This is a genomic window from Streptomyces sp. NRRL B-1347 (genome assembly GCF_000720325.1).
GTDB lineage: Bacteria > Actinomycetota > Actinomycetes > Streptomycetales > Streptomycetaceae > Streptomyces.
Genome location: NZ_JOJM01000072.1, coordinates 21,420 through 44,886, shown reverse-complemented (window position 1 = coordinate 44,886; position 23,467 = coordinate 21,420). Strand labels below are relative to the sequence as shown.

At 72.2% G+C, this 23,467-nt stretch carries 23 protein-coding genes; 11 read left to right on the top strand and 12 right to left on the bottom strand.

What is annotated here, in order from left to right; genetic code table 11:
- Window positions 1-3: 3 nt before the first annotated feature.
- The 3 genes from IG74_RS0137775 to mshD form a co-directional block, all read right to left on the bottom strand.
- Window positions 4-1,110, bottom strand: coding sequence for a CHAD domain-containing protein (locus IG74_RS0137775; protein ID WP_030686736.1), 1,107 nt, complete (start codon window positions 1,108-1,110; stop codon window positions 4-6).
- The gene (locus IG74_RS0137770) at window positions 1,091-3,364 is read right to left on the bottom strand and encodes an RNA degradosome polyphosphate kinase (protein ID WP_030686734.1); all 2,274 of its coding nucleotides are present in this window, start codon (window positions 3,362-3,364) and stop codon (window positions 1,091-1,093) included. The genes IG74_RS0137775 and IG74_RS0137770 overlap by 20 nt, the downstream gene beginning before the upstream one ends.
- A 383-nt stretch (window positions 3,365-3,747) precedes the next feature.
- Window positions 3,748-4,743, bottom strand: a complete 996-nt coding sequence (mshD, locus tag IG74_RS0137765; protein ID WP_030686732.1) for a mycothiol synthase — start codon at window positions 4,741-4,743, stop codon at window positions 3,748-3,750.
- A gap of 157 nt (window positions 4,744-4,900) precedes the next feature.
- On the opposite strand from mshD, the gene IG74_RS0137760 reads away from it, so the two are divergent.
- Both IG74_RS0137760 and IG74_RS0137755 read left to right on the top strand, forming a co-directional pair.
- Entirely contained in the window at window positions 4,901-6,748 is a 1,848-nt protein-coding gene (locus IG74_RS0137760; protein ID WP_030686729.1) for a bifunctional metallophosphatase/5'-nucleotidase, read from the top strand.
- A gap of 52 nt (window positions 6,749-6,800) precedes the next feature.
- Complete coding sequence (locus tag IG74_RS0137755) at window positions 6,801-8,009, top strand: DUF2993 domain-containing protein (protein WP_030686727.1); 1,209 nt, start codon at window positions 6,801-6,803, stop codon at window positions 8,007-8,009.
- Window positions 8,010-8,045: 36 nt separating this feature from the next.
- Here IG74_RS0137755 and abc-f read toward each other — a convergent pair whose 3' ends face one another.
- From abc-f to IG74_RS0137725, 6 genes are all read right to left on the bottom strand, one after another.
- Window positions 8,046-9,680, bottom strand: a complete 1,635-nt coding sequence (gene abc-f / locus IG74_RS0137750) for a ribosomal protection-like ABC-F family protein (protein WP_030686724.1) — start codon at window positions 9,678-9,680, stop codon at window positions 8,046-8,048.
- 135 nt (window positions 9,681-9,815) lie between these two features.
- A complete protein-coding gene (locus IG74_RS0137745; protein WP_030686722.1) occupies window positions 9,816-11,246 on the bottom strand; it encodes an ATP-binding protein in 1,431 nt (476 codons plus the stop codon).
- Window positions 11,243-11,983, bottom strand: a complete 741-nt coding sequence (locus IG74_RS0137740) for a response regulator transcription factor (protein ID WP_030686720.1) — start codon at window positions 11,981-11,983, stop codon at window positions 11,243-11,245. Before IG74_RS0137740 ends, IG74_RS0137745 begins: the two co-directional genes overlap by 4 nt.
- A gap of 233 nt (window positions 11,984-12,216) precedes the next feature.
- A complete protein-coding gene (locus IG74_RS0137735; protein ID WP_030686719.1) occupies window positions 12,217-13,251 on the bottom strand; it encodes a S1C family serine protease in 1,035 nt (344 codons plus the stop codon).
- A 93-nt stretch (window positions 13,252-13,344) separates the two neighbouring features.
- Window positions 13,345-13,770, bottom strand: a complete 426-nt coding sequence (locus IG74_RS0137730; RefSeq protein WP_030686716.1) for a hypothetical protein — start codon at window positions 13,768-13,770, stop codon at window positions 13,345-13,347.
- Window positions 13,771-13,967: 197 nt separating this feature from the next.
- A complete protein-coding gene (locus IG74_RS0137725; protein ID WP_158857920.1) occupies window positions 13,968-14,288 on the bottom strand; it encodes a hypothetical protein in 321 nt (106 codons plus the stop codon).
- 536 nt (window positions 14,289-14,824) lie between these two features.
- On the opposite strand from IG74_RS0137725, the gene IG74_RS46610 reads away from it, so the two are divergent.
- Window positions 14,825-15,079 carry a hypothetical protein gene (locus IG74_RS46610; RefSeq protein ID WP_037826732.1) on the top strand — a complete coding sequence of 85 codons (255 nt, stop codon included), beginning with the start codon at window positions 14,825-14,827 and terminating at the stop codon, window positions 15,077-15,079.
- 72 nt (window positions 15,080-15,151) lie between these two features.
- Here the strand turns inward: IG74_RS46610 and IG74_RS0137715 are convergent, their stop codons facing one another.
- Both IG74_RS0137715 and IG74_RS0137710 read right to left on the bottom strand, forming a co-directional pair.
- A complete protein-coding gene (locus IG74_RS0137715; RefSeq protein ID WP_030686709.1) occupies window positions 15,152-16,177 on the bottom strand; it encodes a LacI family DNA-binding transcriptional regulator in 1,026 nt (341 codons plus the stop codon).
- Window positions 16,178-16,200: 23 nt separating this feature from the next.
- Window positions 16,201-17,058 (bottom strand): response regulator transcription factor, encoded by an 858-nt coding sequence (locus IG74_RS0137710; protein WP_030686707.1) that lies wholly within the window; start codon window positions 17,056-17,058, stop codon window positions 16,201-16,203.
- A gap of 276 nt (window positions 17,059-17,334) precedes the next feature.
- Between IG74_RS0137710 and IG74_RS0137705 the strand changes: the two genes are divergently transcribed.
- The 7 genes from IG74_RS0137705 (at window position 17,335) to IG74_RS0137680 (ending at window position 22,252) form a co-directional block, all read left to right on the top strand.
- The gene (locus IG74_RS0137705; RefSeq protein ID WP_078869401.1) at window positions 17,335-18,180 is read left to right on the top strand and encodes an alpha/beta hydrolase; all 846 of its coding nucleotides are present in this window, start codon (window positions 17,335-17,337) and stop codon (window positions 18,178-18,180) included.
- Window positions 18,181-18,200: 20 nt separating this feature from the next.
- Window positions 18,201-18,455, top strand: a complete 255-nt coding sequence (locus IG74_RS0137700) for a MoaD/ThiS family protein (RefSeq protein ID WP_030686702.1) — start codon at window positions 18,201-18,203, stop codon at window positions 18,453-18,455.
- Between the two features lie 2 nt (window positions 18,456-18,457).
- Window positions 18,458-19,711: a hypothetical protein gene (locus IG74_RS0137695; protein WP_030686699.1), complete on the top strand. Its 1,254-nt coding sequence runs from the start codon at window positions 18,458-18,460 to the stop codon at window positions 19,709-19,711.
- 147 nt (window positions 19,712-19,858) lie between these two features.
- Window positions 19,859-20,611, top strand: a complete 753-nt coding sequence (locus tag IG74_RS0137690; RefSeq protein ID WP_030686697.1) for a DUF2993 domain-containing protein — start codon at window positions 19,859-19,861, stop codon at window positions 20,609-20,611.
- Between the two features lie 247 nt (window positions 20,612-20,858).
- Window positions 20,859-20,939 carry a putative leader peptide gene (locus IG74_RS54810; protein ID WP_361843195.1) on the top strand — a complete coding sequence of 27 codons (81 nt, stop codon included), beginning with the start codon at window positions 20,859-20,861 and terminating at the stop codon, window positions 20,937-20,939.
- Window positions 20,940-21,080: 141 nt separating this feature from the next.
- The gene (locus IG74_RS0137685) at window positions 21,081-21,926 is read left to right on the top strand and encodes a sulfurtransferase (protein WP_030686694.1); all 846 of its coding nucleotides are present in this window, start codon (window positions 21,081-21,083) and stop codon (window positions 21,924-21,926) included.
- A gap of 38 nt (window positions 21,927-21,964) precedes the next feature.
- Window positions 21,965-22,252, top strand: coding sequence for a DUF1416 domain-containing protein (locus IG74_RS0137680; protein ID WP_030686692.1), 288 nt, complete (start codon window positions 21,965-21,967; stop codon window positions 22,250-22,252).
- A gap of 125 nt (window positions 22,253-22,377) precedes the next feature.
- On the opposite strand, the gene IG74_RS0137675 is transcribed toward IG74_RS0137680, so the two are convergent.
- A complete protein-coding gene (locus IG74_RS0137675; protein ID WP_030686690.1) occupies window positions 22,378-22,635 on the bottom strand; it encodes a DUF3099 domain-containing protein in 258 nt (85 codons plus the stop codon).
- Window positions 22,636-22,880: 245 nt separating this feature from the next.
- Here IG74_RS0137675 and IG74_RS0137665 point away from each other — a divergent pair, with 245 nt between their 5' ends.
- Entirely contained in the window at window positions 22,881-23,453 is a 573-nt protein-coding gene (locus IG74_RS0137665) for an FABP family protein (RefSeq protein WP_030686685.1), read from the top strand.
- Window positions 23,454-23,467: the final 14 nt, after the last annotated feature.

Below are 23,467 nucleotides of genomic sequence, written 5' to 3'. Positions count from 1 at the left end.
GGCTCACGGTGCCGTGACCGCCTCCCGCAGCCACGCCTGCTGGAACGCGAACCTCGCCGCCTCCACCTCGTGGCGCTGGTCGGCGTGCAGGACGCCGAGCGCGTACGCGGTGGCCGGGGCGATGCGCGGAGTGCGGGCCGCGGCCGCGGCCGCCGATGCCGCGTCGGCGGCCTCGCGGTGCCGGTCCAGGGCCGCGCCCGCCGCCGTGAGCCGGGCGTCCGGCGGGGCGGCGCCGAGCAGGACCTCCTGGGCGTAGCGGTGCAGGCGCAGCAGGGAGCGGACCTTGAGCCAGGGGGCGTCCTGGGCCTCCGGTGCCGTGTCGGCGGCCAGGCCGTGGACGAGGGCCTCGGCGTTGTACGGGTGGCCCGCGCGCAGCAGGGGCAGGGCGGCGACGGCCTCGGTGAGGTGGGCCTCGGCCGCGGCTGCCAGGGGTTTCAGGTCCGCGTCCGGTGCGGGGCGCAGGGGGACGTCGCTGGCCATGACGGCGACGTTGTCGGCTACGGCGTGGAAGCGGGAGGAGCCGAAGGCCTGGAGGGCGGCGGAGTGGGCCCGGGTGCGGGCCAGGGTCAGCTGCCGCTCCAGCAGGGCGGCGGCCTTGGCTGCGCCCACGGCGAGCTGGCCCGCCGGTTTCCTGGCGCCGGGCCTTGCTTCGCCGGTGCGGGGCGCCGGGGGCTGTGCCCACCCCTCCCCAAGCTCTCGGCTTCGCTCGGGCAGGGGATCCCCCACTCGCCCCGCGGGACGATTGCCCACAGTAGGAACGGGCAGAGCTGGCGCCGGAGTCGACAAGCGGTGGAGGGCGCCCAAGAGGCGGTCCAGGCGGGCCGCGTAGGCGTGCTCGCGTGCGAGCGTGCCCGAGAGCCAGGCCAGCTCCGGCCGGAGCCCCTCCGCCCACTCCTGGTCCAGGAGGGGGCGGAAGGTGTGCAGCGTGGCGCCGACGCGGCGCGCGGCGCGGCGCAGCGAGCGGGCCGCGGCGAGCGACTCCTCGGCGCCCTGTGCGTCCGTGGAGGAATCGCGGTGCAGCCGCAGCGAGCGGAGGAAGTCGGTCGCCTGGTCCTGCAGGTAGACCGACAGGGCCTCGCCCGCCGTCATCTCATGGTGTTGCTGTGCCACGCCGGCGCCTCCGGGCGTCTATGAGCATCTCCTGTACGTTCCGCAGGGGCTGGCCTTCCGGGTCCGTGGCGTGCCGCGTCCAGTTGCCGTCCGCCCCCAGGTGCCACGAGGCCGTGGTGTCCGACATGCCGGTCTCGAGCAGCCGGTTGAGGGTGGCCCGGTGAGCCGGGGCCATGACCCTCACCATCGCCTCGATGCGGCGGTCGAGATTGCGGTGCATCATGTCGGCGCTGCCGATCCACACCTCCGGTTCGCCGCCGTTGCCGAAGGCGAAGACCCGGGAGTGCTCCAGGAAGCGGCCGAGCACGGAACGCACGCGTATGTTCTCGGAAAGGCCCGCGACCCCGGGCCGCACCGCGCAGATGCCGCGCACCCACACGTCCACCGTGACACCCGCCTGCGAGGCGCGGTACAGCGCGTCGATGATGGCCTCGTCGACGATCGAGTTGACCTTGATGCGGACGTAGGCGGGGCGGCCCGCGCGGTGGTGCTGGACCTCCCGGTTGATGCGGGTGATCAGGCCGTCGCGCAGGGAGCGCGGGGCCACGAGCAGCCGGCGGTAGGTCTCGCGGCGCGAGTAGCCGGAGAGCCGGTTGAACAGGTCCGAGAGGTCCGCGCCGACTTCCTGGTTGGCGGTGAGCAGGCCCAGGTCCTCGTACAGGCGCGCGGTCTTGGGGTGGTAGTTGCCGGTGCCGACGTGCGAGTAGCGCATCAGCTGGTCGCCCTCCTGGCGGACGACGAGCGACAGCTTGCAGTGGGTCTTCAGGCCGACCAGGCCGTAGACGACGTGGCAGCCCGCCTCCTCCAGCTTGCGGGCCCACTTGATGTTGGCCTGCTCGTCGAAGCGGGCCTTGAGCTCCACCAGGACGAGGACCTGCTTGCCGGACTCGGCGGCGTCGATGAGCGCGTCCACTATCGGCGAGTCGCCGGAGGTGCGGTACAGGGTCTGCTTGATGGCGAGCACGTTCTCGTCGGCGGCGGCCTGTTCGAGGAAGGCCTGCACGGACGTGGAGAACGAGTCGTACGGGTGGTGCAGGAGCACGTCGTGGCCGCCGCGCAGGGCGGCGAAGATGTCGGGCGCGGACGCCGACTCGACCTCGGCGAGGTCCCGGTGGGTGCCCGCGACGAACTTGGGGTACTTCAGCTCGGGCCGGTCCAGGCCCGCGATGGCGAACAGGCCGGTGAGGTCGAGCGGCCCCGGCAGCGGGTACACCTCGGCCTCGCTGATCTTCAGCTCGCGCACCAGCAGGTCGAGGACGTCCTTGTCGATGGACTCCTCGACCTCCAGGCGCACCGGCGGCCCGAAGCGGCGCCGCATGAGCTCCTTCTCCAGGGCCTGGAGGAGGTTCTCCGCGTCGTCCTCCTCCACCTCCAGGTCCTCGTTCCGGGTGAGCCGGAACATGTGGTGCTCCCGGATGTTCATCCCCGGGAACAGCTCCTGGAGGTGCTTGGGCGCGGCGATGACGTCCTCGATGGGGACGTACCGCTGCGGCGAGGCCTCCAGGAAGCGGGAGAGCAGCGGCGGGACCTTGACGCGGGCGAAGTGCTCGTGGCCGGTGACCGGGTTCTCGATCACCACGGCGAGGTTCAGGGACAGGCCCGAGATGTAGGGGAAGGGGTGGGCGGGGTCCACGGCCAGGGGAGTGAGCACGGGGAAGATGCGCTGCATGAACAGCGTGTAGAGCCGGGACTGCTCCTTGTCGGTGAGCTCGTGCCAGCGCACCACGTGGATGCCCTCGTCGGCGAGGGCGGGGGCGACCTCTTCCTGGTAGCAGGCGGCGTGCCGGGCCATGAGCTCGCGGGAGCGGTTCCAGATGAGCTCCAGGACCTCGCGGGGCTGGAGGCCGGAGGCCGAGCGGGTGGCGACGCCGGTCGCGATGCGGCGCTTGAGGCCCGCGACCCGGACCATGAAGAACTCGTCCAGGTTCGAGGCGAAGATCGCCAGGAAGTTCGCCCGCTCCAGGAGCGGGGTGCCCGGGTCCTCGGCGAGCTCCAGGACGCGTTCGTTGAAGGCGAGCCAGCTGCGCTCCCGGTCCAGGAAGCGGCCCTGCGGCAGCGCGGTGCCGTCGTGGCCGGTCTGGGCGTCCTCGTCGTACGCGTCGAGGTCGGCGTCGATGTCCGGATCGAGGTCGGACACGGCGGCCGCGACGGTGTGCGGCCGGTGCGCGGCGAGGGCGCCCACGGAGGGCTGGACGTGCCGGATGCCGTCGGAGTCGGGGCTCGGGGCTTCGGTCTGCGCGGTGGGCTCGCTCATGGTCTTATTCTTCCGCGCGCCACCCCCGGCGGGCGCGCCGGAGAGCGCGGGCGCGGGACGGACCCGGCCGTTGTGGCGCGCACGGTCCTGCACCGGGTCGGGCACGGTGGGGGGCTGCATTGCCTGAGCGTCGCAAGCCTGTCTGAATCATTGGTTACGCCGACATGACGCCTGGGAGTGCGCATGGGGACTCCCAGGCGTCTACACGGCGCCCCGGTCAGCCGCGCGGCCCGGACGAACTGGTGCGGCCCCGCTCCGAGTTCGCCCCGGACGCGAGCGGCGCGGGTCGGCGTTCGTGGCGGCGGGCCCGTGCCGGGGGGCTGAGCCCGTCCGGCGTTTGAGGACGAGCGCGCAGCGCGACGAGCCGTCCCGGAGGTCCCCCGTCAGGACTCCGTGCGGTACATCAGGTCCGTCTCGTGGGTGGTGAAGCCCATGCGCTCGTACACGTTCACCGCCGCCTTGTTGTCCGCGTCCACGTACAGCATCGCCGTCGGCAGGCCCGCCGCGGCCAGGTGGCGGAGGCCGATCGCGGTGAGCGCCTTGCCGAGGCCGCCGCCCTGCGCGCCGGGGCGCACCCCGAGGACGTACACCTCGCCGAGGCGCTCCGCCGCGTGCGTCTTCGTCCAGTGGAAGCCGATCAGTTCGGCTCCGCCCTCGGGCCCGCGCTCGGCGAGGAAGAACCCGGCCGGGTCGAACCACGGCTCCGCCTTGCGGTCGTCGAGGTCCCGCTGCGTCAGGGAGCCCTGCTCCGGGTGGTGCGCGAACGCCTCCGCGTTCACCGCGAGCCACGCCGCGTCGTCCGCGCCGGGGACGAAGGCGCGCACGCGCACGCCCTCGGGCAGCACCGGCTCGTCGAGGTCCAGGCCGTCGAGGGGGCGCCGCATCTGGCGCAGCTCGCGGAACAGGGTGAGGCCGAGCACCTGCGCCAGGTGCCGGGCCGCGGAGTGCCCGCCGTGTGCCCACACCCGCAGCCGCCTGCCGGACTCCGCGAGCAGCGCGGTGCCGAGCGCCCGCCCGTGCCCGTGGCCGCGGTGCGCCGGGTGCACCACCAGCTCGGCGGCCGGGGCCTCCACGGGGTCGTTGTCCTCCAGCTGTGCGTAGCCCACGAGTTCGCCGTCGACCGTCAGGAGCAGATGCCGCACGCCCTCGCGGGCGCCGCCCGCCCGTCGCCCACCACCACCCTCAACCGAGTCGCTGCGCGACGCTGTGAAGTTCCGCAGCTGGAGCCGCCCCTGCTCGGACACGGCCTGCTGGCCGTCGGTGCGCGCGGCCTCCGCGAGGAGCGCGAGCACGGCGGCGGCCTGCTCGTCCGTGAGCACGTCGTACGTGTCGATCTGGCGGAGGGCGGCGGGGGTCCTGGCGGGCGTCTCGTCTGTCATGGATCCGAGGGTAAGTCGAAGGGTGGCGACGGCACGACAGCGCCTGGGCGGCGGTGAATGGCTATCAGGCTGTAACCACCGGGACTCTGTTGCGCTACGCGCGTTGACCATAGGCTTCCGCACGGCCCCAGTCGTCCACACCACCCCAGGGGAACACGTGTCAGCCACATCCCAGCCACGCAGGCCGAGGCGCAGAGCCGCCCGGGTGCTCGCCCTCACGGCGGGCCTCGCCACCGTCGGCGCGCTCGCCGCCGCGCTGCCCGCCGCCGCGGGCCAGGAGCAGGGTCAGGACCGGATGGCGGCCGTGGGCCACCACGGCAAGAAGCGCACGGTCGATGTGCAGCTGCTCTCCTTCAACGACTTCCACGGCAACCTCCAGGCGCCCGCCGGGTCCTCGGGCCAGGTCACCGAGAAGCAGCCGGACGGCACGGAGAAGAAGGTCGACGCGGGCGGCGCCGAGTACCTGGCGACCTCCCTGCGCACGGCCCGGAAGGGCCACCCGTACTCGATCACCGCGGCGGCCGGCGACCTCATAGGCGCGAGCCCGCTCCTGTCCGGCCTCTTCCACGACGAGCCGAGCGTCGAGGCCCTGAACAAGATGGACCTGGACGTCTCCAGCGTCGGCAACCACGAGTTCGACGAGGGCGCCAAGGAACTGTCGCGCATCCAGAACGGCGGCTGTCACCCCAAGGACGGCTGCTACGAGAAGGACAAGCACGGCAAGGCCAAGAAGTTCGAGGGCGCCGACTTCCCCTACCTGACGGCCAACGTCACCAAGGAGAAGACCGGCAAGTCCCTCCTCAAGCCCTACTACGTGTGGAAGCACAAGGGCGTGAAGATCGGCTTCATCGGCCTCACCCTCGAAGGCACCCCGGACATCGTCTCGGCCGACGGCATCAAGGGCCTGAAGTTCCACGACGAGGTCGAGACGATCAACAAGTACGCGAAGGTCCTCGACAAACAGGGCGTGAAGTCGATCGTCACCCTCATCCACGAGGGCGGCTCCCCGGCCAGCCAGGCCTACAACTACGACTGCGACTCGCCGGGCGCGGGCGACGGCATCTCCGGCCCGATCGCGGCGATCGCCAAGAACGCCTCGCCCAAGGTCGACGCGTTCGTCACCGGCCACACGCACCAGGCGTACGTCTGCACCATCCCCGACCCCGCGGGCAAGCCGCGCATGGTCACGTCGGCGTCCTCCTACGGGAAGCTCTACACCGACACCACGCTGACGTACGACCGCAAGACCAAGGACATCGTGCGCACCGGCGTGAAGTCGGCCAACCACGTCGTCAGCCGTACGCAGCCCAAGGCCGCCGACATGACGCGCCTGATCGACCGCTGGAACAAGCTGGCCGCGCCGATCGCCAACAGGCCCGTCGGCTACATCTCCGGCGACATCCCCGGCCGCGGTGCCGCGACGCCCGAGTCGCCGCTCGGTGACCTCATCGCCGACGCGCAGCTCGCGCACGCCAAGTCCCTGGACCCGAAGGCCGCCGTGGCCCTGATGAACCCGGGCGGCATCCGCTCCGACCTCGTCCACAAGGCGAGCGGCGGCGAGGGCGACGGCGTCGTGACCTACGGCGAGGCGTTCACCGTGCAGCCGTTCGCCAACACCGTGAACCTCGTCGACCTCACCGGCGCGCAGCTGCTCACCGCCCTGCGCCAGCAGGTCAGCGGCCCGAACGAGGCCTCCCCGAAGATCCTCCAGATCTCGGCGGGACTCACGTACACGCTGGACATGACGAAGACGGGCGCGGACCGGATCGTCACCGAATCGGTGAAGCTGAACGGTCAGCCGCTGGCGGCGAACGCCACCTACCGCGTCGCCCTCAACTCCTTCCTCGCGGGCGGCGGTGACGGCTTCGCCGAGCTGGGCAAGGGCACGAAGCCGCTGGTCGGCGCGGACGACCTGAAGGCGCTCAACGACTACTTCGCCGCGAACTCCTCGGCCGCCAAGCCGATCGCGCCGCCGAAGGCCGACCGGATCACGGTTGTGAAGTAACTCTCCGCAGTGAGGCTTGGGGTGGGGTGTGAGCGTGTGGTGAGATCACCTGATGCGTTCCCCCCACCGCATAGCCCCCACGACTGACCCCATAGCGAAGCCCAACCCGTACGACGAACTGGCCGAGCTCGCGCCGAACCCGCTGGACGACTTCCTCGAAGAGGACGTCGGGGACGCGGACGACGAGCCCTGGTCCCCGCCCAACCACCGGCGCGGCAGCCGACGCCGCCGCAACCGGTTCGCCGGGCTCCCGTTCGCCGCGAAGACCCTCGTCGCGCTCGCCGTCGGCGCCGCCTTCCTCGTCCTCGCCGACCGCTGGGCGCTGCTGTACGCCGAGCACGAGGCCGCCGCCAAGCTCAAGGACCAGCTGAACCTCAGCGCGGCGCCCGAGGTCGACATCGAGGGCTTCCCCTTCCTCACCCAGGTCCTCGACCAGCGCCTGGACGAGGTCGAGGTCACCGTCCCCGACGTCGCCGCCGACCGGGTCTCGCTCGCGAAGGTCTCGGCGACCGCGACGGACGTGACCCTCAAGGGCGACGGGCCCACCTCCCTCACCGGCGCCCTCATCGACAAGATGCACGGCGAGGTGCTGCTCTCCTTCGACGACCTGAACCGCGAACTCGGCGCCTCGCAGGTCACCTTCACCGGGCACGGCCGCGACCAGGTCCTGGCACGCGGCACGCTGCCCGTCGCCGGGCACGACCTGAAGGTGCGCGCCGACGCCCACATCGAGCGGGTCGGCGTGCGCGGCGTGGCCACCGACATCGACCGGATGCGGCTCGACATCGGCGACCTGGCGACGTACCGGCCCGGCGCGCGGGCCTCCGAGGGGCTGCACCTGAGCCGGAAGTCCGCCGGGCGGGTGGCCCGCGAGTCGGACCGGGCCGAGGCGCTCCTCGCGGTGCCGGCGATCGCCCACCGGCTCGGCCTGCCCGACGCGGCCGTGCGCGAGGCGCTGCGCAGCGACGCCAAGCTCAACGAGCTCACCGGGTCGCCCCGGTTCGTCGACGACGTGATGCGCCTGAACCTCCTGGACGTGGCCCGCCGCCACCCCGAGCTGCTCCGCCGCCTCGGCCTGGACCCCGCCCTCCTCAAGGGCCTCGAAGAACTCACCCGCCCCGTCCTCGTCGACCGCCTCACCCTCGCCTTCCAACTCCCGGAGCTGCCGGGCGAGGGGGCGGTGGCGCTGCGCGACGTGACGGTCGAACGGGACGGAATCCGAGCGGGCGTCGAGGGCTACGGCATCGGCTTCGGCGACTAGGCCCGGCGAGGGTGGTGGGCGGCAGGGCGCGGTGCCTCAGCCGAGGCTGAGGGTCGGGCCCGGGAAGGCTTCCCGGAGTTTCCTGTCGTGGCTGACCACGACCACCGTGCCGGGGTAGGTCGCGAGCGCCGCCTCCAGGTCCTCCACGAGGGCGGGCGCCAGGTGGTTCGTCGGCTCGTCGAGCAGCAGCAGGTCGTACGGCTCGCTGACCAGGCGGGCCAGGGCGAGCCGCCGCCGCTGCCCGGTGGACAGGTCGCGCACCGGCCGGGCCAGGTCCCGCTCCCGGAAGAGCCCGAGCGCGAGCAGCTCGTCGGCGCGGTCGGCGCCGAACGCGGCGAGCACCGAGCGGGTCTCCCCGAGCCGGGTCAGCGGCTCCTCCACCTGCCGGAGGAGGCCGACCCGCGCGGGCCTGCGGACCGTGGCGCCCGGCTCGGGGGCCAGCTCGCCCGCGAGCACGCGCAGCAGCGTGGACTTGCCCGCGCCGTTGGGCCCGGTGACGAGGAGGCGCCCGCCCGCGGGCACGTGCAGGGAGTCGAGCGAGAGCCGCCCCGGCACGCGCACGTCGGCGAGTTCGACGGCCCGGTCCGCGGCCCCGGCGATGGCCGCGGTGAACCGCAGGGGCTCGGCCGGCCGGGGTGCCGGGTTCGCGGCGAGCCGCGCGAGGCGCTCCCGCGCGTCCCGGATGCGGCTCATCGCGCCGTGCGCCCGCGACCGGGCGCGGAAGGCCCCCGCGCCGCTGAACGCCGCGGGCGCCTTGCGCGGAATCGCGTCGAGCCGCCCGATGTGGGAGTCGGCGAGCCGCGACTGTCGGGCCACCTCGGCACGCCACTCCTCGTACTCCCGCTCGAGGCGGGCCCGTTCGGCGGCCTTGGCGGTCAGATATCCCGCGTAGCCGTTGCCGTAGCGGCGTACGGAACGGGTCTCGTGGTCGACCTCCAGGACGGTGTCGGTGACGCGGTCGAGGAACGTCCGGTCGTGGGTGACGGCGACGAGCGTGCCCCGGTGGGCGCGCAGCCGCTCCTCCAGCCAGGCGACGGCCTCGTCGTCGAGGTCGTTGGTGGGCTCGTCGAGCAGCAGCAGCTCGGGCGCGGAGGCGAGCGTGGCGGCAAGGGCCAGGCGGGAGCGCTGCCCGCCGGAGAGCGTGCCGAGCCGCCGCGCGCGGTCGAGGCCGGTGTGCTCGCCCAGGTGGCGCAGGGCGACGTCGACGCGCCGGTCGGCGCCGTAGCCGCCGCGGGCCTCGAACTCCTCGACGAGGGCGGCGTACTCCTCGGCGTACTTCGCGTACGAGGACGGTTCGCGCTCGTCGAGCCGGGCCCCCGCGGTCTCGATCCGCCGCTCCAGGGCGCGGAGTTCGGCGAGGGCGAGGTCGACGGCGTCGCCGACGCGCGCCGAACCCGGCAGGTCGAGGGTCTGCGCGAGATGCCCGACCCCGCCCGGCGCGACCACGGTCACCGTGCCGTTGTCGGGCCGCTCCGCCCCGGCGAGCAGCCGGAGCAGGGTGGACTTCCCCGAGCCGTTGTCCCCGATGACCCCGGCCTTCTCGCCGGGACGGACGGTGAGCGAGACGCGGTCGAGAACGACGTGGTGCGGATAGCGCTTGGTGACGTCGGCGAGCGTGAGCTGCGAGGCGGCGGTGGTACGGGCGGCGGTGACTGCGGGAACACGGAACAAATGAGGCTTCTTTCGCAGGCGATAGGGTCAAATTCCGAGACGAGACGGTCCGTCTCGTTCGAAGTGGCTTCACCATAGCGCCTTCGCGACGCCTTGGCAAGACGTTGCGTCTCGTTTGTTTTCGTACGGGGTTCGTCAGGGCGCCGCGGGCGGCGGCGTCGGGGCACCCGGCAGGGTGATCGTGGCGACCGTTCCGGTGGTGGGGGCCGGGCCCAGGGTCACCTCGCCGCCGGACTGGCGGACCGTGCGGGCCACGATGGAGAGGCCGAGCCCGGAGCCCGGGAGGCTGCGGGCGGTGGGGGAGCGCCAGAAGCGGTCGAAGACGTAGGGCAGCTCGTCCGGCGGGATGCCGGGGCCGTGGTCCCGCACGGTCAGGACGCCCTGCTTCAGGGCGACCTCGATGGCCGTGCCCGGCGGGCCGAACTTCACCGCGTTGTCCAGGACGTTGACGATGGCCCGCTCCAGGGCGGGCGGCTCCGCGCGGACGTACCACGGCGTGAGGTCCGCCTCGAACGTCAGCTCCGGACCGCGGAGCCGGGCCCGCTGCAGGGCCGCGTCCACGACCTCGTGCAACGCGACGACCTGCACCTTGCTCTCGCCCGCCGCGTCCGGGCGCGACAGCTCCTGGAGGTCGCCGATGAGCGAGGCGAGCTCCGTCATCTGCGCCTTGACCGACGCGAGCAGCGCCCGGCGGTCGTCGGGCGGGATGGCGCGGCCCGTCTCCTCGCTGCGGGCGAGCAGCTCGATGTTCGTACGCAGCGAGGTGAGCGGGGTGCGCAGCTCGTGCCCCGCGTCGGCGATCAGCTGCTGCTGGAGGTCGCGGGAGGAGGCCAGGGCCGACGTCATGGCGTTGAAGGACCGGGACAGACGGGCGATCTCGTCGTCGCTCGCCTCCTCCGTCGGGATGCGCAGACCCAGGTCCTCGGTACGGGCCACGTGCTCGACGGCGGCCGTCAGCTCGTCCACGGGACGAAGGCCGGTGCGGGCCACCCACAGGCCCGCGGCGCCCGCGCCGACGACGCCCACCCCGGCCACCAGGGACAGCACCAGGACGAGGTTGCTCAGGGTGTCCTGGACCTCGTTGAGGGGCCGGGCGATGGAGATCGCCAGGGGCTGACCGGGCATTGGATAGGTGTAGACGCGGTACTTCACGCCGTCGGACGTGGTGGCGTCGTGGAAGGACTCGGCCCGCTCGCGCAGCGCGACCTCGGTGTCGGACTTCTTCAGCTGGAGCGTGATGTCCGGCCGCCCCAGGACGATGCAGGCGTTGCCGTTCTGGTCGACCACCTGGAAGATCTGCTGATACAGATCCGGCCTGTTGGTCCGCCCGATGGACGCGCGCCCGCACCGTCCGGTGTCGTCGATCATGCTGCGGACCTGGTCGTCGAGCGAGCTGGTGCGGCGCTCGCTCAGCGCGTCGTCCAGCGAGCTGACCAGCACGTTGCGCACCACGAACCAGCACGCCACCGCCGCCGCGGCGACCGCGAACGCCACCGCCGCCGTCACCAGCAGCGCGAGCCGCGAGCGCAGCGGCAGCGCCTTCAGACGGCGCACCAGGCCCTTCACTCGCGGCCGCCGGTCCCCGCGCCGTCCGCGCGCAGTACGTACCCCACGCCCCGCACCGTGTGCACCAGGCGCGGCTCGCCACCGCCCTCGGTCTTGCGGCGCAGGTACATGACGTACACGTCCAGGGAGTTGGACGACGGCTCGAAGTCGAAGCCCCACACCGCCTTCAGGATCTGCTCCCGGGTGAGCACCTGGCGCGGGTGCGCGAGGAACATCTCCAGGAGCGTGAACTCGGTGCGGGTCAGCTCCACCGTGCGCGCGCCGCGCGTCACCTCGCGGGTGGAGAGGTCCATCCGCAGATCGGCGAAGGCGAGCACCTCGCTCTCCGTCGTCCGCCCGGCGGCGACCGCGTACGAGCTGCGCCGCAGCAGGGCGCGGATGCGGGCGAAGAGCTCGTCCAGCTCGAAGGGCTTGACCAGGTAGTCGTCCGCGCCCGCGTCCAGGCCCGAGACGCGGTCGCCGACCGTGTCCCGGGCGGTGAGCATCAGGATCGGCGTCGTCGAGCCGGTGGCGCGGAGCCTGCGGGCGGCCGTCAGGCCGTCCATGCGGGGCATCTGGATGTCGAGCACGACGAGGTCGGGGCGGTACGCGGCGGCCTTCTCCAGGGCGTCCGCGCCGTCCACGGCGACCTCGGTGCCGTAGCCCTCGAAGGCGAGGCTGCGCTGGAGCGCCTCGCGTACGGCGGGCTCGTCGTCCACGATCAGGATCCGCTGCGGGTCGCCTTCGGCGGGGCTCATGGGTGTGGGTCTTCCTCGGGTCCGGTGCGGTCAGGGGTGCTATCAGCGTCGCACGGGCCCTCGCGGGTGCGCCCCAGGCCCGCCCCTTCCCGAACTGGGGCTCCGCCCCAGACCCCGCTCCTCAAACGCCGGAGAGGCTGGAAGTTTCAGCCCGTCCGGCGTTTGAGGACCGGGGGTACGGGGGCGGAGCCCCCGGAGCGGGAAGGGGCGGGCCTGGGGCGCCCCGCGAGGCCTCAGCCGTCCGCGCCCGCCCGCAGCTTCGCCAGGTCCGCCTTCACCGTGTTGACGGGGATCGCGAAGCCGAGCCCGACGCTGCCGGAGTCGCCGGACCCCCCGGCCCCACCGCTGCCCGAACTGGGCGCGTACATCGCGGAGTTGATCCCGACGATGTTCCCGTTCATGTCGATGAGGGCGCCCCCGGAGTTCCCGGGGTTGAGCGACGCGTCGGTCTGCAGCGCCTTGTACGTCGTCTTCGACGACCCCGTGTCGCCGTTGAACTCCTGGCCGCCGAACTCGAAGGGCCAGCCGCCGCCGGACCCCTGCCGCTCCTGGCCGCCGCCCTTGCCGGGGTCCGCGGACACGGTCACGTCCCGGTCGAGGGCGGAGATGATGCCGCTGGTGACGGTCCCGGTCAGCCCCTCGGGCGAGCCGATCGCGACGACCTCGTCGCCGACCTGGACCTTGTCGGAGTCGCCGAGGCTCGCGGCCTTCAGGCCCGACGCGCCCTCCAGCTTGATGAGCGCGAGGTCCTTCTTGCTGTCCGTGCCCACCGTCTTGGCCTGGTACGTCTTGCCGTCGCTGGTCCGCACGGTGATGGCGGTGGCGCCGGAGATGACGTGGTTGTTGGTGATGATCTCGCCGTCGGAGGTGATGATCACGCCGGAGCCGGTGGACTTGCCCGCGTTGCCGGTGGCGTTGATCTCGACGGTGCTCGGCGTCACGGCGGCGGCGACGCCGGAGACGGTGCCCTTGCTGCCCGCGGAGACGCTCGTGCCGTTGATGTTCTTCGCGCCGGTCCCGCTGTCGTCGCCGGTGAGGGTCTGCACGGCGTAGGCGGTGCCGCCGCCGACGGCCGCGGCGGCGAGGGCGACCGCGGCCAGGAGGGCGACGGGCCCCTTGGCGCGGCGCCGGTGCGCGCCCGCGGGCGGCCCGGCGGGCTCCGGCTCATGGGCGGGCGGGGGCGGGTACGCGCCCTGCGTACCGCCGTGGTGCCCAGGGGAGGCCTGCTGCTGGAGGTACTCGCCGCTGTGGCGGAAGCTCTCGGTCATGTACCTGAGCATCACGGCCGTAGATGAGAGCCCTCTGAGCGCGCGCTGAGAAGCCCGGCAGAACCCTGTTTGCCCGACATAAAGGCCTCGCGCTCACAGGTCGCGGCTGCGTTCGTCGCTGGCGAAGAAGAAGCCGAAGGCCGCGCTGGCCAGGGCCACCACGGGGGTGAAGACGAGGCTCAGCTCGCGGTAGTTGTCGGCCTTGAAGTGCGTCCAGTGGCTGAAGACCAGGGCGAGGCTGGGGACCACGGCCAGGACGCAGACGAGCCAGAAGAGCCCGAGGGCCAGCACCCGCCGGGTCTCGTTCATGTGCCGCTGCTTGCTGATCTTGAGCCAGTTCTCGGTGTCGAGGCCGGCGGCGGAGGGCGGCTCGTCCTCGATGAGCGCGGGCCCGGCCTCGGCGGGGCGCTCGGCGCCGCGGCCGCCCGGCTGGACGTGCTCGCGCAGGAAGCCGAGGTCGAGTCCGTCCCCGGAGGGCGGTTCGGTCTCGCTCAGGTCGTCACCGGGTCCGGTGGTCACGGCATCCTCCCGCGTGCGGCGAGCAGGGGACGGGCTGCGGCGGTGACTCCGGCGAGCAGGGGACCGGCGGCCCCGGCCGCCACGTCGGTGCGTCCGTCAACGGTTGCTCGTCCTCCCGGGCCGGGTCCGGTGCCGCCGTCGGCGGCACCGCCCCGTCTCGTTACTCGTGCCATTGGTCGTCCGGCGTTGGGTGTGCGTCATTCGTGGGTGGGGCACCCCTGTCCCGCCGCGTCGCAGCGCTCCACCGGCAGGGGAGGGCCGATCCGGCAGATCTCGCCGTCCGGCAGGGGCAGTTCATCCTCGCGCAGCAGCACTTCGGGGCCGAGCGCGGGGTCTTCGTCGTCCGCTTCGATGAACTCCCCGAAGGGGGCTGGGAGTTCGGGCACCTCGGTGAGCTGCAGCTCGTTGTGCCATTCGCGGTAGGGCGTGAGGTGGCCCACCTTCGTCGCGCAGCAGAACTGCACGGCCACGTGCCGGATCTTCCCGCGCGCCCCGTGCGCAGGTGTCGGCTCATTCATCCGTGGTGCCCCCTCCGGTGCTCGCCCTGTGGGCGAGGGGGCCGTGCCACAGCTCAGGACCCCCAAGCTTCACCTGAGCGAGGCTAGCACATTCCATGTGATCTATTTCAACATCCGACGCACATTCGATGTGGATTTGATGCACACTGGAAGTGTACTGAAGGCACATCGGGTACGGATTTGCTTGACATGATGTGTGCGGGAGGGCAACATGGAAGCCACGTTCCGAGGGGCACGGCTGGGAGGAGCAGGTCATGGGTGCGTTCATCGGCCGTTTATGGGCCCCGTGAGATCCAGCGCGTACGCCGGTGGGACCGCCGGTGTCGGCACGCGCTGACCTGGATTTCTGGCGCACGGAGTGCGCCGGCGCGGACCTGTGAGAGGTAGCGCCCATATCCGCAGCGCCGGGGTCGGCCCCGGATGCTTGCGATCGCTCGGGGAGCGTTCAGGGAATCACCTGGACAGGGCTGCCCGGCCGCCGTGTGTCCGGAGCTCCCGCGACATCTTTGCCTACTGAGGTTCTGAGGGGAACTGGCATGCCTGCTGACAACACGACCGAGACGCCCACCACGGCGGCAGACACTCAAGTCACCCGCCTCAGCGTGAACATCAACGCGGAGACAGCGGCCAAGCTGCGCTGGTACAAGGAGCAGAAGGGCATCTCGATCACCGAGACCATCCGGCGAGCCGTGGCGCTGCTTGATCTCGTCGAGCGAGAGTCGGCCGGGGGCAACGAGGTCCTGCTCAAGTCCCGTGACGGCAAGTCGGTCCGCCAGCTGTGGCTGGTCTGATCCGCGCTCGTGCCGCCCGCACCCCCGACCTGCCGACGGGCTGAGCGGTCGCCCGCGGCCGTCGCCCCCGCGTCAGCCCTCGCAGCCGCAGGAGCTGCGCACCACCAGGCGTGACGGGAAGACCTTCAGCCGCTCGCGGCGCGACCCGGCGACCCGCAGGCCGTCGTCCAGGACCAGGTCGACGGCCGCGCGGGCCATCGCCGGGCGGTCGGAGGCGACCGTCGTGAGGGGCGGGTCGGTGAGCGCCGCCTCCTTCACGTCGTCGAAACCGGCGACGGCCAGCTCGCCCGGCACGTCGATCCGCAGCTCGCGCGCGGCCCGCAGGACGCCGATGGCCTGGTCGTCGGTGGAGCAGAAGATCGCGGTGGGCCGGTCGGGGCCGCTCAGGAAGCCCAGCGCCAGCTGATACGCGTCGTAGCGGTTGTACGGGGCGTCGAAGAGGCGGCCCTCGGTCGACCGGCCCGCCTCGCGCATCGCGCGCCGCCAGCCCTCGACGTGGTCGGAGACCGGGTCGCCGACGGTGGGGGTGTCCGCCATGCCGCCGACGCAGGCCACGTACTCGTGGCCGTGCTCCAGGAGGTGCCGGGTGGCGAGCTGGGCGCCGCCGATGTCGTCCGTCACCACGGCGACGTCGTCGATGGCCTCGGGCCGCTCGTGCAGCAGCACCACGCGTGCGTCCCACGCGTCGATCTCGGCCGCGGCCTGGTCCGTCAGACCGTGGCTGACCAGGATCAGACCGGAGACCCGCATGCCGAGGAAGGCCCGCAGATAGTGGGTCTCACGCTCTTCCACGTAGTCGGAGTTGCCGACCAGGACCATCTTTCCGCGCTCGGACGCCGCCTGTTCCACCGCGTGCGTCATCTCCGCGAAGAACGGCTGCCGTGCGTCCGGCACGATCATGCCTATGAGGTCCGTGCGGCGGGACGCCATGGCCTGGGCGACCCGGTCCGGGCGGTAGCCCAGCTCCTTGATCGCGGCGAGGACACGCTCGCGCGTGGCCGGGGCGACCGGCCGGGGTCCGTTGTTGATGACGTAGCTCACGACCGCGGTCGAAGTACCCGCCAGTCGCGCCACATCGTCCCGCGTCACCTTGGCCACGCGCGCAGTCTACGCGGATGGAGTCAGCCCTGAGCAGGGCGTGCGGCCGCTTCCTCGGGCGTCCGGGCCACGGACGCGGGCGTCCGTCGTGACGAAGCGGACGAAGGGGGCGTCCCCTCGCCCTCGTCCTTCCGCCCGCCCGCGTCGTCGCCCGGACGGGCCGACCGCGGCGGCTTCGCCGGCGCCTCCGGCTTCGCGGACTTCTCCGGCTTCTCCGGGACGACGAAGCGGTAGCCCACGTTGCGCACGGTGCCGATGAGCGACTCGTGCTCGACGCCGAGCTTCGCCCGCAGCCGCCGTACGTGCACGTCGACCGTGCGCGTGCCGCCGAAGTAGTCGTAGCCCCAGACCTCCTGCAGCAGCTGGGCGCGGGTGAAGACCCGGCCCGGGTGCTGCGCGAGGTACTTGATCAGCTCGAACTCCTTGAAGGTCAGGTCGAGGACCCGGCCCTTCAGCTTCGCGCTGTACGTCGCCTCGTCCACGGACAGGTCACCGTTGCGGATCTCCATGGGGGAGCCGTCGGCGGTGATCTGCTGGCGGCCCGTGGCCAGGCGAAGGCGCGCCTCGACCTCGGCCGGGCCCGCGGTGTCCAGGAGGACGTCGTCGATGCCCCAGTCCGCGGTGACGGCGGCGAGGCCGCCCTCCGTCACGACGAGGAGCAGCGGACAGCCGGGCCCGGTGGAGCGCAGGAGCTGGCACAGGCTGCGGACCTGCGGCAGGTCGCGGCGCCCGTCGACCAGGATGACGTCGGCACCGGGGGTGTCCACGAGGGCCGGGCCCTCGGCGGGGGCCACCCGTACGTTGTGCAGGAGCAGTCCGAGGGCGGGGAGCACCTCCGTCGACGGCTGGAGGGCGTTGGTCAGGAGCAGCAGAGAGCTCATCGCGCCCCACCTGCCTGGGGGGACGGGGTCTGCCTACTGCCGTGCACGTTTCGCTCGCCCATTACGTCGGTTCCTCCTCGGGTCCCGTGCGAGGACGTGGGGGCACTGCTTCGTACGTTGCTACACCTCCCGCGCCCGGGGAGGTGTCCGTGCTCGCCGGTCTTGAGGCTACGTTTACCGACCGCGTCCCGCGCGGTCCGTACCAACGGGCCCGGAAAGCACGAAAGGACCCGGGGGCTGCGTTGCCCGGATCCTCTGCGCAGCAGAATAGCCCACATGAGTTCCGGTCCGGCAGGTCAGACGGCGCGATCTTCTGTGCCCCCGATCACTCGCGTTCAGCGGAGCGCAACGCTGCGTACCACGCTCCGTACCGCGGACGGGGTACGCCTCGACGCCGCGTACGACCCCGGTCCCGGCCCGGTCGGCGGGCCCGCGATCGTGGTGGCGCACGGCTTCACGGGGGACCGGGCGCGGCCGCACGTGCGGCGGGCGGCGCGGGCCTTCGCGCAGCGTGCGGCCGTGGTCACGTTCTCGTTCCGGGGGCACGGGGCCTCCGGCGGGCGGTCCACGGTCGGCGACCGCGAGGTGCTCGACGTGGCGGCGGCCGTCGCCTGGGCGCGCTCGCTCGGGCACACGCGCGTGGTGACCGTCGGTTTCTCCATGGGCGGCTCCGTGGTGCTGCGCCACGCGGCGTTGCACAGGGGGCGCACGGAAGCGCGGGTTGACGCCGTCGTCGCGGTCAGTGCCCCGGCCCGCTGGTTCTACCGGGGCACCGCGCCGATGCGGCGGCTGCACTGGCTGGTCACCCGCCCCGCGGGCCGGGCCGTGGGCCGCCTCGGCCTGCGCACCCGCATCCATCCGCGCGAGTGGGACCCGGTGCCCCTGTCGCCGACGGAGTCGGTGCCGCTGCTCGCGCCGACGCCGCTCCTGATCGTGCACGGGGACCGGGATCCGTACTTCCCCCTCGACCATCCGCGGATGCTGGCCGCCGCCGCGTCCGGCGCGGCCGAGCTGTGGCTGGAAGCGGGCATGGGCCACGCCGAGCACGCGGCGGACGACGCGCTCCTGGGGCGGATCGCCGACTGGGCCACGGCATCATGGACGTCGGCAACCGCCGAGTGACGAGTGGCAGGAGGGGCACCATGGCAGCCGGGACGATCCGGTACTGGGCCGCGGCGAAGGCGGCCGCGGGCCTTGCCGAGGAGCCGTACGCGGAGGCCACGCTGGCCGACGCGCTGAGCGCGGCCCGCACGCGACACCCCGGGGAACTGGAGCGCGTCCTGCTCCGCTGCTCGTTCCTCGTCGACGGCGACCCCGTGGGCACGCGCGCCCATGAGACGGTACGTCTGGCCGAGGGCGGCACGGTCGAGGTGCTCCCGCCGTTCGCAGGAGGATGACGTTGAGCGACCAGCCGCACCAAGGGTACGACCCGTACCAGGCGCAGCAGGGGTACGACCCCTATGACCCGTATCAGCAGCAGGCCCAGCAGCAGTGGGGGTATCAGGACCCTTACGCCGGGCAGCAGGATCACCAGGACCACACCCAGCAGTGGCAGGGGCAGACCTGGGAGACGCAGATTCAGCCCGCGGCGCCGCTGGCCGACATGAGCGAGACCGCGTACCTGCCGTCGCAGCCGGCCGATCAGTGGGCCCCTGCTCCTGCGGCCTCTTACGCCCAGGCCCAGTACACGGATCAGGGCGCCCACGCTGTGCCCGCCCATCCCCAAGCTCTCGGCTCCGCTCGAGCAGGGGAGACCCCACTCGCCCCCTGGGCGGACCAGCCGCCCACAGAGGGGGTGGGCGGGTACCAGCCGTCCGCGGAGGAGGAGCCCCGGCCGGAGCCTGAGTCCGATGCCGGGCCCTCCTACGGTCCCGCCACCACCACCGGGAACACCCGGGTCACCGATGCGCAGCGGGCGCGGGCCGAGGGGCGCTCCCCGATCATCGAGCCGGGGATGCAGCCCGCCGCCCTGACGGCGGTGCTCGGCCTGCTGCTCGCCGGGGGCGCCGCGATGGGGCAGTACGCGCTGCTCGTACCGCTGGTGATCCTCCAGGCCGTGACCGCCGCGGGCTGGTTCCGGCTCAACGGCATGTGGCCCGCCCGGCAGGGCATCGCGCTCGCCTTCCTCGGCGGGCTCGTCGCCGACGCCGCGCTGCTCGCCACCGGCGACGGCAACGCCCCGGCCGCGATCCTCGGCACCCTCGGCGTCTGGGTGCTGCTCGTCCTCGTGCTCCAGCTGCGCAGCCACGCCGGTGCCGACGAGCGGATGTACGGCCTGATGGCGACCGTCGCCTCCAGCGCGCTCACGATCATCGCGGCCGGGCACCTGGCCGCCGCGCACGAGGCGGCGACCGTCGGCGGCATCGCGGTCGCGGCGGCCGTGCTCGCCCGCGCGCTGCCGCTGCCCACCCCCGCGTCGGTGGTCGTGGCGCTGCTCGCCGCGGCCGGTGCGGGCATCGCCGTCGGCGGGCCCACCGACTTCGGTTCCAAGGGCGCGCTTCTCGGCCTCGCCGCCGGGGTGTGCGCGCTCGTGGGGCACCGGGTGGCCAGCTACGACTACCCGTCGCGGTTCGTCCACTTCACGGCCGGTGTCGCGCTGCCGCTGGCCGCCGCGGCGCCCGCCGTGTACCTCCTGGGGCGTGCCATCGGCTGACCCGCGGCCCCTCGCGTGTCCGTCTCGTACAGGTGCGAGGCGATCGTCACAGCTGTTCGACAGGTCCCCGTCCGGGCGCTCCGGCCGGGGACCCGTCCTTTAGGCTCGCGGCAACTGACTCTGAGGCGGGGGAACGGGAAACCAGGCATGAGCAAGCGCGCGATACGCATACTCCTGATCGTCGTCGTGGTCCTCGGTGGCCTGTTCGTCGCGGCCGACCGCTTCGCGGTCTCGTACGCGGAGAGCGAGGCGGCCGACAAGATCAAGAGTCAGGAGGGGCTCAGCAGCACGCCCGACGTGTCGATCAAGGGCTTCCCGTTCCTGACCCAGGTCATCGGCGGCAAGCTCGACGACGTAGAGATCACGATGAAGGACTACGACGCCAAGTCCGACGGCGACACCATCCGCGTCGCCGACCTCAGCGCCACCATGCACGGCGTCGACTTCTCCAGCGACTACAGCTCCGCCACCGCCGACCGGGCCGCGGGGGTCGCCCGGATCTCCTACGACGAGCTGCTCAAGGCCGCGAAGGCCGAGCCGGTCGAGCTGCCCCTCGGCGCCAAGGGCGAGGTCGTCGGCCTCTCCGACGGCGGCGACGGCAAGATCAAGGTCTCGGTCGAGGTCAGCAAGGGCGGCACGAAGCTGCCCGAGCCCGTGGACGTGCTGAGCACGGTCAGCGTCGAGGGCGACACCATCCGCGTGCACGCCGACAAGATCCCGGACAAGCTGAACGTGCTCGGCGTCAGCGTGCCGCTGCCCGAGGGCCTGGTCCGCGACGTCACCGACTTCCAGGAGAAGGTCTCCGACCTGCCCGGCGGCATCCAGCTCGACACGGTGCAGGCCGCGCCGGACGGCGTGGACGTGGCGGTCAAGGGCGAGAACGTGGACCTGGTGTCCTGAGCCCCGGGTCTGCGGGTTCCTCCGGCGCGTTCCTCCGGCGCGCCGGTTTTGGCACGGGCGCTGTCCGTAGTACGAGACGCAAGTGTCCGTCCTTCAGATGGCGGGCGCGTACTCCCCCCGTGGGGACGGGGCGGCGCGCCCCCGGCGGCGGCCGGAAAGCAATGCTCCGCTCATATGCTGGACGAAATCGTCTCAACATCCGACATGCCGGTGACACGGCCGCGTCGGCGTCCCTACGATCGGACCCATGCACCGACAGGCGGACCTCACGAAGCGGCGGGCAGTGGACCTGTGCCGCGTCGCCGCCATGCTCTGTCGCGCTCTCTGAGCGGGATGCCCGACTCCCGTATCCCCCCGGCCCGTTGACTGCCGTCAGGGCCGACACGTGCCGTACGCCCGTGCCTCCCCGCACCCGCGTGACCGCACCTCACCGTTCAGCTTCGCCGCACCTGCTCCGGAGGAGAAACGCATGAGCCGCAGCGACGTCCTGGTAGACGCCGACTGGGTCGAGGCCCACATCGACGACCCGAAGGTCGTCCTCGTCGAGGTGGACGAGGACACCTCGGCGTACGACAAGAACCACATCAAGAACGCGATCCGGATCGACTGGACCAAGGACCTCCAGGACCCGGTCCGCCGCGACTTCATCGACCAGGAGGGCTTCGAGAAGCTCCTCTCCGCCAAGGGCATCGCGAACGACTCCACCGTCGTGCTCTACGGCGGCAACAACAACTGGTTCGCGTCCTACGCCTTCTGGTACTTCAAGCTCTACGGCCACCAGGACGTCCGCCTCCTCGACGGCGGCCGCAAGAAGTGGGAGCTCGACTCCCGCGACCTGGTCGACGGCTCCCAGGTCCCAAGCCGCGCGGCCACCGAGTACAAGGCCAAGCCGCAGGACTCCTCCATCCGCGCCTTCCGCGACGACGTCGTCGCCGCGATCGGCACGCAGAACCTGGTCGACGTCCGCTCGCCCGACGAGTTCTCCGGCAAGCTGCTCGCCCCGGCCCACCTGCCTCAGGAGCAGTCGCAGCGCCCCGGCCACGTGCCGAGCGCCCGCAACATCCCGTGGTCGAAGAACGCCAAGGACGACGGCACCTTCAAGTCCGACGACGAGCTCAAGGCGCTGTACGCCGAAGAGGGCGTCGACCTGGCCACGGACACCATCGCGTACTGCCGCATCGGTGAGCGCTCGGCCCTGACCTGGTTCGTGCTGCACGAGCTGCTCGGCGTCGAGAACGTCAAGAACTACGACGGCTCCTGGACCGAGTACGGCTCCCTCGTCGGCGTGCCGATCGAGCTCGGCGCCAACAAGTAGTCCGCCGCCCCTTCCCCCTTCATTCCTAGGAGTACGTCATGTGTGGAGCCAAGGCCGGCGGCCCCGACGCCTCGACGGCGAAGCCCGGTGAGACCACCATCCAGGGCCAGGTGACCCGCGACGGCGAGCCGGTGACCGGCTACGTCCGGCTGCTGGACTCGACCGGCGAGTTCACCGCCGAGGTGCCGACCTCGGCGACCGGTCAGTTCCGCTTCTACGCGGCCGAGGGGACGTGGACCGTGCGCGCCCTGGTGCCGGGTGGCAGTGCCGACCGCACCGTGGTCGCCCAGAAGGGCGGGCTCGCCGAGGTGGCCATCGCCGTCTGAGCCCTTTCCCGGCCGGGGGCCGCACCCAGGGGTTGGACGCCACGGGTGCGGCCTTCGGCCTGTGCGGGGGTTCATCGGCGCTGCGCGGACGAGGCCGAAGCCCGATCGACCGCCGGACGCGCCCGCTAGGGTCGGCGCTTGCCGTCCAGCTCGTCCCACCACTCGTCGGACTTGGGGTCTCCGGAGGGGTCGTCCCACCAGCGGTCGTCGGGGCCGCGGCGGTTCGCCACCACGGCCGCGAGCGGGGGGATCACCATCGCCACCACGCACATCCCGACCGCGACCGGGACCGACCAGAGCCGCACGACGCCCCAGGCCAGGACGAACAGGGCGAGGCACGTGCCCATCATGGTGAAGTACACATGACGCCGTCGCGCGTACATACGTCCAGCGTACGGCGGACCTCACCGAGAAGCGGCCGCCGGGCCCCACTACAGTGGAGCCTGGCTCTGTTACCGCTCACCACAGCTCACCGAGGAGCACCCCGTGCTTGAGGCCTTCTTCTCCGCACTCCTTGTCCTGGTCTGCGTCGGCGTTCTCGCCTTCACCGGTCTGGCAGTGAAGAAGCTGTACCAGGGCCAGCGCTGACCCCCCACCGGGACCCCCACGAGAGACTCCTGAGCAACCCATGATCCAGATTCCGTCCGACCTGCACCCCGACCTCGTCCCCCTCGTCTGGCTCCTCGGCACCTGGGAAGGCGCGGGCGTCACCGACTTCCCCGGCTCCGCGAAGGCGAACTTCGGCCAGGAGGTCACCTTCACGCACGACGGGCGGGACTTCCTCGAGTACCACTCGCACACGTGGGTGCTCGACGCCGAGGGCAAGAAGACCGAGCCGCTGGAGTCCGAGTCCGGCTTCTGGCGCGTCGACAAGGACCGCAAGGTCGAGGTCGTCATGGTCCGCCAGGACGGCGTCGTCGAGGTCTGGTACGGCGAGCTCGCCGACCAGAAGCCGCAGATCGACCTGGCCACCGACGCCGTCGCCCGCACCGCGGCCTCCGGCCCGTACAGCGGCGGCAAGCGCCTGTACGGCTACGTGAAGAGCGACCTGATGTGGGTCGGCGAGAAGCAGACCCCCGAGGTGCCGCTGCGCCCCTACATGTCGGCCCAGCTCAAGAAGGTCGTGTCCCCCGAAGAGGTCGCGGAGATGGCCCGCAACCTGGGCGACCTCCCGGACGACGGCATCGCCTTCTTCAAGTAGTCCTTAGACTCGGG